This window comes from Nocardia sp. CA-107356 (assembly GCF_050946365.1).
In the GTDB taxonomy this organism is placed as follows: Bacteria; Actinomycetota; Actinomycetes; order Mycobacteriales; family Mycobacteriaceae; genus Nocardia.
Window position 1 is genome coordinate 6,221,912 of sequence record NZ_CP191992.1, and the last position, 12,133, is coordinate 6,234,044.

Sequence of the window (12,133 nt, forward strand, 5' to 3'; positions counted from 1 at the left end):
TCGCCACTGAACTCGAACACCGATGGATCTCGCCTGTCAAGCTTATTTCCGGCGTGTTTCCTTGCACTGCTCCGTCTCGACCCCATCGCCGAACCGACGTAGCGTCGAAGGGGTGATTGTTCCAGAGCACCTGCCAACGACCGTGGGCGAGTTGCGCGCGGGCGGCCATCTGCCGCGCAGTGTGAAGACCGAGATGCGCGAGAACCTGCTGTCGCGCTTGAGTTCCGGTGATGATCCCTGGCCGGGCATCGTCGGCTTCGATCGGACCGTCCTGCCGCAGTTGGAACGCGCGCTGCTGGCCGGCCACGACATCGTTCTGCTCGGTGAGCGCGGCCAGGGTAAGACCCGGCTGCTGCGCACTATGGTCGGCCTCCTCGACGAGTGGACACCCGTCATCGTCGGCACCGAACTGGGTGAGCACCCGCTGGACCCGATCAGCCCGGCCGGCCGACGACTGGCCGAGGAGTTGGGCGACGATCTGCCGGTCACGTGGTGGCACCGCTCGCAGCGTTATGCGGAGAAGCTCGCCACGCCGGACACCTCCGTCGGCGACTTGATCGGTGACGTCGATCCGGTGAAGGTGGCCGAGGGCCGCAGCCTCGGCGATCCCGAGACCATCCATTTCGGACTGGTGCCGCGCGCCCACCGCGGCATCGTCGCGATCAACGAGCTGCCCGACCTCGCCGAACGGATCCAGGTCGCGTTGCTGAACGTGATGGAGGAGCGCGACATCCAGGTCCGTGGTTATACCCTGCGCCTGCCCCTCGACGTGCTGCTCGTCGCCACCGCCAACCCCGAGGACTACACCAACCGCGGCCGGATCATCACGCCGCTGAAGGACCGGTTCGGCGCGGAGATCCGCACCCATTACCCGCTGAGCGTTCCGGCCGAGGTGACGCTGGTCCGGCAGGAGGCCGAACTGGTGGCCGAGGTGGGCGACCCGCTGATCGAAGTACTCGCCCGGTTCGTCCGGCACCTGCGCGAATCGTCCGCGATCGACCAGCGCTCCGGTGTGTCCGCGCGCTTCGCGGTCGCCGCCGCCGAAACGGTGGCCGCTGCCGCGCTCCGCAGATCGGCGCTCACCGGCGAGCGCCCCGCCGTCGCGCGGCCCGTCGACCTCGAATCCGTGCCCGCGGTACTGCGCGGCAAGCTGGAGTTCGAATCCGGTGAGGAAGGCCGTGAGCAGGAACATCTCGCGCACCTGCTGCGGCGCTCATTCGCCGAGACGGCCAGTGCACGGCTCGGCGGGCTGAACCTGCGGCCCTTGGCGGAGGCGGTCGGCGACGGCCATCTGGTCACCACCGGCGAGCGCGTCCCCGGCCGAGATGTCCTCTCGGCGTTGCCGGAACTGCCCATCCTGCACGAGGTGGCTCAGCGCCTCGGCGTCGGCGCCTCCGAACCGCCGACCCGGATCGCGTCGGCGGTCGAATTCGCCTTGGAAGCCCTCTATCTTGCCCGGCAGGTAGCCAAGGACTCCGACGATGGCGTCGCGGTGTACGGCTCGTGACCGCCGAAGCACTTGGTCGAGGTGAGCCGTCATGACGATTCCCGACCGCTACGCCTACGGCCCCTATCACGACGGACCCGATCCACTGGCACCCCCGCTCGATCTGCGGGAAGCGCTGGACCATATCGGACGCGACGTGATGGAGGGCAGCTCGCCCCGCACCGCACTGGAGGAGCTGCTGCGACGCGGCATGCGCGATATGCGCGGGCTGGATGAGCTGACCCTGCAGCTGCGGCAGCGCCGCGCCGAGATCGCCGGTCGACACCGGCTGGACGGCACGCTGCAACAGGTCCGCGAACTGCTGGAGCAGGCACTGGATGCCGAGCGCCGCGCACTGTTCCCCGATCCATCCGACGACGCCAGGTTCGCCGAGGCACAGCTGGACGCACTGCCACCGAGCACCGCGGCCGCCGTCAATGAGCTGGCCGACTACCACTGGCGATCCGAAACCGGCAGGCAGAACTACCAGCAGATCCGCGACCTACTCGGTCAGGAACTACTGGAATCCCGGTTCCAGGGCATGAAACAGGCGCTGCAGCACACCACACCGGACGACGTCGAACGCATCGGACGGATGTTGTCCGACCTGAACGACCTGCTCGCAGCCCATGCGCGGGGCGAGAATACCGACCAGCGGTTCGCCGAATTCATGGCCGAGCACGGCGAATTCTTCCCGGAGAACCCGAGCAATACCGACGAGCTGATCGACGCACTCGCCGCCAGGGCCGCGGCCGCGCAACGCATGCTGAACTCGATGTCGGCCCAGCAACGGTCGGAGCTGTCCGAGTTGATCGGCCAGGCATTCGGCGATCCGCGCATTGCCCAGCAGGTCGCCGCACTGGATGCCGCCCTGCGTGCGCTGCGGCCGGGCGAGGACTGGGACTCCGCCCAGCGGTTCCGCGGTGACGACCCGTTGGGCCTTGGCGCGGGCGCGCAAGCCCTACAGGACCTCGCCGAACTGGACGCGCTCGCTGAACAGCTCGGCCAGTCCTATCCGGGCGCCCGGCTCGAAGACATCGATCTGGATGCGCTGGCCCGCCAACTCGGCGACGACGCCAGCGTAGACGCCGCTCGATTGGCCGAACTGGAGCGCGAACTGCGCGCACAGGGCGTCTTCGAACGGGCACCGGACGGCTCGCTTCGGTTGACGCCCAAGGCTTTACGACGGCTCGGCGAGACCGCGCTGCGTGCTGTCATCGGCCAGTTGCGGTCCCGTCGCGGTGATCGGGATACGGCCTTGGCCGGCGCGGCTGGCGAGCCGACGGGCGCCACCCGGCCGTGGCAGTTCGGCGACACCGAACCGTGGGACGTGCCGAGAACGGTACGCAACGCGGTGTTGCGGTCGGCGTCGGTGGGTAGTCGCGTTGTCACGCTCGATGTGTCCGACGTCGAGATCATGCAGACCGAGCAGCGGTCGCGGGCAGCCGTGGCGCTCTGCGTCGATACGTCGTGGTCGATGGTGCAGGAGGGCAGGTGGCTGCCGATGAAGCGCACTGCCCTCGCGGTGCATCAGTTGATCAGCACCCGATTCCGCTCCGACGCGCTGAGCCTGATCACGTTCGGCCGACACGCCACGACGGTCGACATCGGCGAACTGACTGCGCTGGAAGGCGTGTGGGAACAGGGCACCAACCTGCACCACGCGCTGTTGCTGGCCGGACGGCACCTGCGCAGGCATCCGGACGCCGTACCCGTCGTACTCGTTGTGACAGATGGCGAGCCGACGGCGCATCTGGAACCGGACGGTGCGGCGTACTTCAACTGGCCGCCGGAGCCGCGCACTCTCGCCGCGACGATGGCTCAGGTCGACGCCTTGGCCAAGCTGGGCGCGTCGGTCACCGTATTCATGCTCGGCGAGGACCCGAGCCTGGCCGCATTCGTCGACCTGGTGGCCCGCCGCAGCGGTGGCCGCGTGGTGGCGCCGGATCTGGACGGTCTCGGCGCCGCCGTGGTCAGTGACTATCTACGCGGTAGGCGCGGCTGAACGGAGGCGGCGAAAGATCCGCACGACCTAGTCGTCGACTACGACCACCTTTCCCGTGGCGTGGCCTTCCTCCTGGTACCGCACCGCCGACGGGATCTCGGCGAACGGATAAGTCCGGTCGATGACCGGGGTGATCATTCCGTCCTCGATGAGTTCGGTCAGCGCCATGAGGTTTTCCTTGTTCCGCGTACATCGGGTCACCTCCGCCATCGCGACTCGTTGCGAGATGAGCGGCGCCACCGCCAACGCGGCGAACATCCGACCCGCGGGTTGCAGCCAGCGCCCCGCTGGCCCGCCGACCGCGACATAGGTGCCATCGGGGGTCAGCACGCGCCGGCATGCCGACACCGAGCGACTTCCCGCGATATCCACCAATAGCTCGTAACGCTGCCCGTTCCGCGTGAAATCCGCTGCGGTGTAGTCGATTACCGCATCCGCGCCGAGTGCGCGGACCAACTCCGTATTCCTCGTGCCACAGACAGCGGTGACCGTCGCGCCGAACGCGCGCGCGAGCTGTACCGCGAATGTGCCGACACCTCCCGATGCGCCGTTGACCAGTACCCGCTGCCCAGGTTGGATCCGTCCCTCGTCACGCAGGGCCACCAGCGCGGTATTCGCCGCCAGCGGCACCGCGGCCGCCGCCGCGAACGACAGGTTCTTCGGCTTGGGCGCCAGTTCGCTTTCCCGGACACGCACGTATTCGGCGAAGCCACCCCCTTTGACCATCGCGAATACCTCGTCGCCGGGTCGGAATCCGGTCACCGCCCTGCCCACACCTTCGACCACCCCCGCCACATCGGCGCCCAGGATGGCGATGGACGGCTTGCGTAAGCCGACACCACCACCCATCAGCCGCGCGATATACGGCTCACCGCGCATGAAATGCCAGTCATAGGGCTGCACCGAGGTGGCACGCACCCGGACCAACACTTCGTCGTCGGCGGGTACCGGCTGGTCGATGTCCATGAGAGTCAGCCGCTCCGGTGGACCGAATGAGCGAAGGACATAGGCCTTCATGATGTTCTCCTCAGATCTCGGCACCGAGCCACCTCCGGCGCTCATGAGCCTTACGTCGTAAGGTACCCTTACGACGTAAGGCTGGTCAATAGCCGGCGCGAGCACCTCCATGCCGAGTGAAGTCGCTACGGGTCAGGCAGTTTCACGCAAACGGTCGAGGCCGTCGAGAATCAGATCGAGTGCGAACTCGAATTCGAACTGGTCATCACACCAGCCCAAGGTCGAGTCCGGATCGTCGTGGGCGACCTCCCGCAGCATCCCGACCAGATTCGGGAGCGCCTCGGCCAATCCGTCGAGCGCGGCCATGGCTTCCGCATCGACGGGTCCGTCACCGGGATCGAATAACTCCTGGGTGAAACCCAGCGCCCGACTGCCGAGCACGTGCATTGCGTGGTGGATCTGGTCGTGCGAGAAGCCGCCTTCGCGCATCAGCCCCACCAGGCCGTCGTAGTAGCGCAGGACCGCCTGGCTCGTATTGGTCCGCGTCTGGAAGACACCGGGCGCCCACGGATGTCGCACCAGCACCTCGCGGGCGGACAGAATCCGCTGCCGCACGGCCGGCTGCCACGCGGCCCCGGCAGCGGGCGCATCAATGCTGGCCACGATCTGGTTGATCTCCCCCACGATGACGTCGACCACGCCATCGAGCACATCTTCTTTGTTGGCCACGTGGTGATACAGCGACATCGCCTCGACGCCGAGCAATTCCGCCAACCGACGCATCGTCAGCGATTCGATACCACGCTCGTCGGCGACGCCGATCGCCGTCGAAAGTACTCGCATCCGGCTCAACGGGATTCGAGACTCGACTTCGGCAGCCACCTGTGCAAACCCTTTCTCCGGACTTCTCCCCATACAGCGTAAGTCCAGTCCGCAATGGATAGCGGAGCCGGGCGGAGTGTCGATACCTCCGCCGGGCTGCCCGGTAACGACCGCAGACTGTCACCCTCACACGAGGACGAAAGGCTCGCCTTGTCGAGATTCCAGTTGCCCAACGCCAGCCCCTGCTGCGCGAACTGGTTGCAACGAGCCCGAAGAGCGTCGGCAAGCGCTTCGTGATCACTGGGCTGTCCGATACCCCGACTCCGGACGGAGTGGCCGCGGCGGCAACTCGGATCGCAGCGTTCCGGGTCGAGCATGCCTGATCGAACGTGAGTGGACACCTCTGCCACTTGCAGAAGTGCCCTACCCCCCGCCGCCGTCGGCCGCATCTGATGCGGAAGCCATACAAATAGAGGTAGAGAAGTAGCGCTACACGACCCCGCGCGAGAAGCATTGCACCGCTTGGACATTCGACTCTCGCTACTCAACCGAAGATTCAGCCCGAACGGCCGGGAAAGCCGACAAACGAAGCTGGCATCAGCCGAAACAGCACGCCCTTCAGCGCGTCGCAGCGACGTCCGCAGAGCTATTACCCGCTGCACTCAGCCTTCAGCCAACTCCTCGGCTGCCTCGTGACCCGCTGCGCCGGTCCGCTGCAGGAAGTCGGCGATCACTTCGAGCTCGGCCACCGAATAACGAGCACACAACTTATCCATGCGGTTGTTCATCCCGGAGAACAACTCGAACAATTCGGCATTCCGCTCACGCACAGCATGCAACGTGACCGCACGACGATCCGCGGACTCTGGATCACGCTCACGCACGATCCACCCGCCCTTCTGCAATCGATCCAAGATCCCTGTCATCGTCGCAGGATGCAGCCCAGCGCGACGCCCCAGCGCCGTCGGTGACAGCGGGCCATATCGGTTGATCAGATCCAGGCACGTCCAATCGACATCCTTGAGCTCAACCCGGCCACCGAACCTCCGATTGAGCAGCGACAACTGAATATTCAAGTCACGCAACGCTTCCCGCACGTCAGCGGTCAACCTCCGCTTACTCGGCGTCGAAGCACGACCCGCTACTGAACTCATCTTGCGCCACCTCGCCCACGTTTATACGGCTTACATATCATACGCAGACCTGGCACAAACATAGAAACGGGGCGCAGAACCGACCGAACGGCGGGCGAATTCACATCGTCAACGGGCGCCATGTCAAGACCACAATTCGGTGTATGCGCCGCCATGTCACCGCCGAACGCCTCGATCGACCGGCGGATTCCGCCACGGCCACGACGGCGCACCCCGCGACCGATTCAGCGAGTCGATCGAATGAATTCGTCGACGATAACGGCCAGAGCGGCCCCCTGATCTTCCTGCACAAAGTGACCGGCGTTTGCGATGGTCACGTGCGGTTGCCCGGCCGCACCAGGAACGTGCTCACGAAACACCCGGTCACCACCGCCGACTCCGTAATCCTTATCGCTGAACGCGCACAGGAACGGGATCTGCAGGGTTCCCAACGCGTCCCACGCCAGGCGGTTCGCCGGAGCCGCCTCGTCGAACGGTGCAATGGGCACCAGTAGAGGAAACTGGCGAGCGCCTGCCAGATACGACTCATCGGGAAACGGAGCGTTATACGCCGCCAGGACCGCCGGATCGAGATCACTCACGGTTCCCCGGTCGACGACTTGGCCGATATCGAAGGGATTCGAGCGCTGACTGAGCTGCAGCCACAGGGCGAAGGAGCCTCCGAGGTCCTGGTCGCCTGTCGGAAATGAGGTGTTCGTCGCAACCACGCGTCGAAACCGATCCTGATGCTCCCCCACCAGGCGCAGCCCCAGCAGGCCGCCCCAGTCTTGACACACCATCGTGATGTCGCGGAGGTCGAGGCGATCGAAGACCGTTTCGGCCAGCCAGTCGACGTGGCTCTGATACGTGTACTCGAAACGGTCGGCGGGCTTGTCCGACTTGCCGAACCCGACGAGATCAGGCGCGACGCAGCGATGCCCGGCCTTGACCAGTGGCGGTATCACGTGCCGGTACAGGAAGCTCCACGACGGCTCGCCGTGTAGCAGCAGAACTGTCTCCCCAGACTCTCGTGCCGGGTCAGCGGGGCGTTCGTCGAGATAGTGGACCCGCAGCCGCGTGCCTACGCCATCCCCCGCGTCGATCTCGGTGTAGTGCGGCGCAAACGGATAGCCCGGTAAGCCTTCGAATCGTGATTCCGGCGTACGCAATACCGACATCGTCCGTGCAGCACCCACGCGAACTATTGCGTTGACCATCGTCAGGCTCCTCACTGTCATACGGCCAATGCCCTATGACATCTAATACATTTATAATATTATATGAACATCATAGAACATGACGGCTTGCAGTGATCTTGATCTCGATCATCCGGTCGATCCGCTCGACGGTGCTCCAGCCTTGGCCGCGCCCCCGGTCGAGTCCGGGGGCGCGACCGTGGTCAGTTGCCGTTTGCCGGCACGATCGGCACGTCGCCACCGGGTCCAGGCGACAGCGGAACCAGTGCTGCGGCAGGCGGACTGGCCGGGGCGCCGGGACCCGGCGCTGGCACCGCCGGGGGCGGAACAGGCGCAGGATCCAACCGTGGGCCCGGATCACCGTGCTGCTCGGTGAGAGGAGCGTCGCATCCGGTAGCCGAGTCCGAGGTCTCACATGTCACGTTCGGGGGCGCGGGGACGATCGGAGCTGCATGTCCGGACGCCGCTACCATCGATGCCGAAACGCACCAGGCCAGGATCCAGCCCTGCCAGAATCGCGGAGTACGCATCACAACCACATCGGGTCGCCGTAAACGGCTGTCGAACTATCGGCAGTAGCCGTGGATATCGTGACGATCGCGAAGGAACGCAAACTGACCTGACCGAGACATCCGTCGATCTTGATCTCCACCTGATCGACAGAGATCGAGCCGTGCGCTCCAGCAAGCATCTTCGTGCCGAGCGGAATAGAGGTGATGGTGCCGGGCTTGATATTCACAGCCAAACTCGGCATGAGCTGTGCGCCGGCACCGACCGCGACCCCCGGCGCGGGCGCGACGGTCACCATCACATTCGGTCCTGCCATGGCGGCCAATCCGGCAGTGAGACCGTTGGTGACATCGGCCTGACAGCCCAACTGATACCCCAACTGTACTGTCCCGGAATTCACCGCTGTTCGCCCGGATCCGGTGATATCAGCGGCCGCCGTTAGGCTGACGAAACCCTCGTGCGTAAACGGCGAATCAGCCAGATTCGGCTGCCTGTCCACACTTTCCGCAACTTTCGTGATCTGCAGCTCCCAGCCGTCCACAGTGCCGACAGCGCGAGATTTGTCCGCGATCGGATCCGCCGAAGCAGTGGCGCAAGTGCCGAATATCGTGGCGACCGATACAGACAGCAACGCTGCAATCGAGCCCTTCATCAATGTCCTTCCGTAACGTCCGTAGGCGGCCCAACGCCGACCTACGAGAGTGGAACCAATGTCTTCCGTCGGCTACGTCGCTTTCCCGGGTCAGTGCCACCATCGCTGGTTGCGATAGCGGCGTTCCCACAGCAACCGGTTGATCAGGGCGACCGGCCCCGGCATCGCGGCCAGGAAACGACGCCGCTGTTCAGGCGTTGTGTCATCGAGAACCCACGGGATATAGACCGCGGCGCCCGATGGACCCTGTTTTCTGGCCATCGCGCCTCGGAAGGCATCCCAGTCCTTCGGAGTCAAGACTTCCTGGATGAGTGGCAATGCACTGCTTTCCTCATGTGCCATGTGCTGGCCCAGAATCTCCGACAGCTTGTGGATGCTCTCCGGCAGATCGGCGGACTGTCGGCGCATCGCCTTCTCGACTGCGGCCAGGGCTGGGTCCAGTGCCGCGTGCTCGGCTTCCATATCCGCCATCAGTGCCCGGTCGTGCGGGCGACCGGGCAGCGCGTCGAGTACGCGCGGCCATAGCGCGGCGTCCTCGACGCTGTGATGAACATGCAGTTGACGGTTGAAATTCGCCCATCCGGCCCGGACACCAGGCGAGTCGGCGAGACCGGACTCCGCGGCCGCGGCCAGTCGGCTCAGGTCGCGGCGGAAGGCATCGTGCGTCGCGTACATGACGGCGAAATCAATGGGCATAACAGACCTTTCGAGTACCGCAGGGCAGATTCGTCTTCTTCGGCTCCGACGGGACGAACGCCGTGGGGCAGGTCGCCGTTCGAAATCGGTTACCGCCGACACCCGGATCCAGCAGCATGGACGCACCTGAGCGACCGATTGCCCGGCCACCGGGATGGCAACGGTCATCGCGACTCCTCCGCCCGGCGAATCGCTCACACGAGTCACCACCGGGAACCGTAAGACACGAGAATCATATCAATTATTTTGAAATGGGGACTATATGATTTACGTATTTTATGGAGTGATGCTCGCCACTGGACGATCGGCCTACAGGTGCTCCCACTGCCGATTCCGGCCCTGCTGCTCTGCCGGTGCGGCATAGATCGCCCGGGCTTAGTCGACGCATGGTGCGGGTCCGAACAGAGGACATGACGGCACTACAAGGCCGCATCAGACACGGCCCAGTGGGAAGAACATCGGATCCGTAGATCACCCTCTCGGCTGTCGCGGCTCGGGGAATCACCGATCTCGGCGATGCTTCCGAGTTGCACACTCACCCGGTCGCGAGGGCGCGAATCATGCTGTCGCGGACCGCACCTCGCCCGCTCGCACGATGTTCGACTTTGCGTTCGCCATCTACACGTTCCAGATATGGGAGCCGCATATGCGGATTCGCGCCTCCAATATGGGCGTAGCCGGTCACGCCTTACCGGTTTGTCGACGGCCCGAGACCGCGAGAACATTCAGACATACGAATGCGACGGTGGCGGCGATGGTGCGGATCGCGTGTGCGACCTGCCAGTGATCTCGTTGAACGGCCCAGTCCGCTGGCGGCGCCGCGACGGTCCATCTACCTTCTGCCGCGGTGATCTGAACGTTGATCGCCGAGGAGATAACGAACACGGTCAACAACAGCATCAACGCGGACAGCGCCCACCACTTGGCCGTACCCGGCCGCCGGATCGTGACGACCACCGACAGCGCCGCGCACAGCATCGCGGGAATCAACGTTGCACCGGAAAGCCACGGGATCCCGATGAGATTGATCTGCGCTACCTGCGTGTACACCGAGCCGTCGAAGCGCCGCAACTCCAATTCGAGGACCAGCAGGGTGAGCAGAGAACCTGCATAGAGACCGGTGAACACTGGCCCGGCGAACCGAGCAAACCTGGCGGCAGGACCCATGATGCCGATACTCCTTACTGGGCAACCCCGGCGTTCCGGATCTCGGCCGGGGTGGGAGCCATATTCGCCGCCGAAGTAGGCCGGCGTCATCACACCGACGGCGATCACTTCGGACAGCCCGGTGTTCGGATCCGCGATCCGGCCCCCTACACTCTCCACCTATGGTCATAATTTACCTATTTCATAATATATGCGCCAGATCGCTTGGGGCATCGCTCCGGTCTCGACCGAGAGGGACCTCGATGCAGCGGCAATAGTTCGACTCGGTGAATGCATAAGCCCCGTACCTCGAAACCGAATGCAGGCGGACTTCTCGCGCCGACAAAGTATTCCTACTGCCCCAGAACGGCTATCACGTCTCGCGCAAAGGTCGTCATGCAGACGGTCCCGATCAGGAAGTCTGGTGCGACCCGCAGCCCGGTTGGGCCGCGGATTCGACCCTTCCGCGTCGTCACGGGTGGGCTACACGTCGATCCAGGAAAGAAAGCAAGGTTTCGACGGCCTGCTCGTAAGCATCCAAATACGATCCGTAGTGTCCGCCGGGGAGGCGGACAACTTCACCGCGAGGAGCTTGCTGCGCCGCGCGGGCCGCTGGTTCCGCGGGGGCCACATCATCCTCATCGTGCACGATGACCAGCAGCGGGCATCGAATGGCGGATGCGTGTCGCCCAGGGCGGTAGGAGCCCAAGCGCAGCCATGCGCTCGCGCTTGCCTCCTGTTGCCAATCCGGGTATTTGTTCCCCGGATTGAGCGCGGGTGCGCTATTGCCAGCGTCGGGAATGGTCAGGAGAGCGACAGAGCCGCGCTCGCCGGCCAGCGGCACAAGTAACGGGTCGCGGCCGAGGGCACCGCCGATCGCGTCGGCAATGGCTCGCGCGGTGATCCGGGTGAGTGCGATCGGTGTCATGTGCCGGAATGCGTTCGGCGCCCCATTCGGACCGTCAGTAAGCGGAGCATGGGCGATCGCGGCGGCAAGTTGCGGATTGCGCGCCGCAACGGTGAACATATGGCCGCCAGAGGACGAGTATCCCCACGCTGCGAGCTTGTCCGGGTCTACACCGGGCAGAGTGGGGGCGAATTCGATCACAGCCTGCCAGTCGGCGACTTGCTCACGGAAACGGGCGAGTTGGCGTTGTGTGCCGCCGCTTTCGCCGAAATTGCGGTAATCGAAAGTCAGCACGCCATGACCGGCTTTGTGGAGCCGATCCGCGAACCGGTCCGCAGCGGGTTCTTTGGTGACGCCCAGCCCTCCGGCCATGATGACGCATGTCCCGTTCTGGCTCGGGTAATACCACGCGGCGCATTCGACACCACGGCTGTGAAAGTGAACTTTCTTTCGCATAACGGATTTCCGCACTGCGGTCTTCCCTTCAGATTCGTTGATGCTCAACCGATGCGGGAGAGCGGTCAAATAATGTGAATTCAATATTATATGCGTCTGATAGTATTTTGGGCGGCAAATGGCCCCGCCGAGCCCCGGCGTCGACGACACGTTCACCGCGAACCAGC

At 64.5% G+C, this 12,133-nt stretch carries 10 protein-coding genes; 2 read left to right on the forward strand and 8 right to left on the reverse strand.

Annotation, left to right across the window (positions count from 1 at the left end):
- Window positions 1-112 precede the first annotated feature (112 nt).
- Window positions 113-1,507: an ATP-binding protein gene (locus ACQP1G_RS28220; RefSeq protein ID WP_433192585.1), complete on the forward strand. Its 1,395-nt coding sequence runs from the start codon at window positions 113-115 to the stop codon at window positions 1,505-1,507.
- Between the two features lie 31 nt (window positions 1,508-1,538).
- Window positions 1,539-3,491, forward strand: coding sequence for a hypothetical protein (locus ACQP1G_RS28225; RefSeq protein ID WP_433192586.1), 1,953 nt, complete (start codon window positions 1,539-1,541; stop codon window positions 3,489-3,491).
- Window positions 3,492-3,518: 27 nt separating this feature from the next.
- Here ACQP1G_RS28225 and ACQP1G_RS28230 read toward each other — a convergent pair whose 3' ends face one another.
- The 8 genes from ACQP1G_RS28230 to ACQP1G_RS28265 form a co-directional block, all read right to left on the reverse strand.
- Window positions 3,519-4,508: an NAD(P)-dependent alcohol dehydrogenase gene (locus ACQP1G_RS28230; protein ID WP_433192587.1), complete on the reverse strand. Its 990-nt coding sequence runs from the start codon at window positions 4,506-4,508 to the stop codon at window positions 3,519-3,521.
- A gap of 132 nt (window positions 4,509-4,640) precedes the next feature.
- On the reverse strand, window positions 4,641-5,330 hold the full coding sequence (locus ACQP1G_RS28235; protein WP_433192588.1) for a TetR/AcrR family transcriptional regulator C-terminal domain-containing protein: 690 nt from the start codon (window positions 5,328-5,330) through the stop codon (window positions 4,641-4,643).
- A gap of 602 nt (window positions 5,331-5,932) precedes the next feature.
- Window positions 5,933-6,424 (reverse strand): MarR family transcriptional regulator, encoded by a 492-nt coding sequence (locus ACQP1G_RS28240; RefSeq protein WP_433192589.1) that lies wholly within the window; start codon window positions 6,422-6,424, stop codon window positions 5,933-5,935.
- Window positions 6,425-6,648: 224 nt separating this feature from the next.
- Window positions 6,649-7,581, reverse strand: a complete 933-nt coding sequence (locus tag ACQP1G_RS28245; RefSeq protein ID WP_433208875.1) for a haloalkane dehalogenase — start codon at window positions 7,579-7,581, stop codon at window positions 6,649-6,651.
- Window positions 7,582-8,128: 547 nt separating this feature from the next.
- On the reverse strand, window positions 8,129-8,761 hold the full coding sequence (locus ACQP1G_RS28250) for an MspA family porin (protein ID WP_433192590.1): 633 nt from the start codon (window positions 8,759-8,761) through the stop codon (window positions 8,129-8,131).
- A gap of 90 nt (window positions 8,762-8,851) precedes the next feature.
- Window positions 8,852-9,457, reverse strand: a complete 606-nt coding sequence (locus ACQP1G_RS28255; protein ID WP_433192591.1) for a hemerythrin domain-containing protein — start codon at window positions 9,455-9,457, stop codon at window positions 8,852-8,854.
- A gap of 681 nt (window positions 9,458-10,138) precedes the next feature.
- Entirely contained in the window at window positions 10,139-10,783 is a 645-nt protein-coding gene (locus ACQP1G_RS28260) for an anthrone oxygenase family protein (RefSeq protein ID WP_433192592.1), read from the reverse strand.
- A 292-nt stretch (window positions 10,784-11,075) separates the two neighbouring features.
- Window positions 11,076-12,122, reverse strand: coding sequence for an alpha/beta hydrolase (locus tag ACQP1G_RS28265; protein WP_433192593.1), 1,047 nt, complete (start codon window positions 12,120-12,122; stop codon window positions 11,076-11,078).
- Window positions 12,123-12,133: the final 11 nt, after the last annotated feature.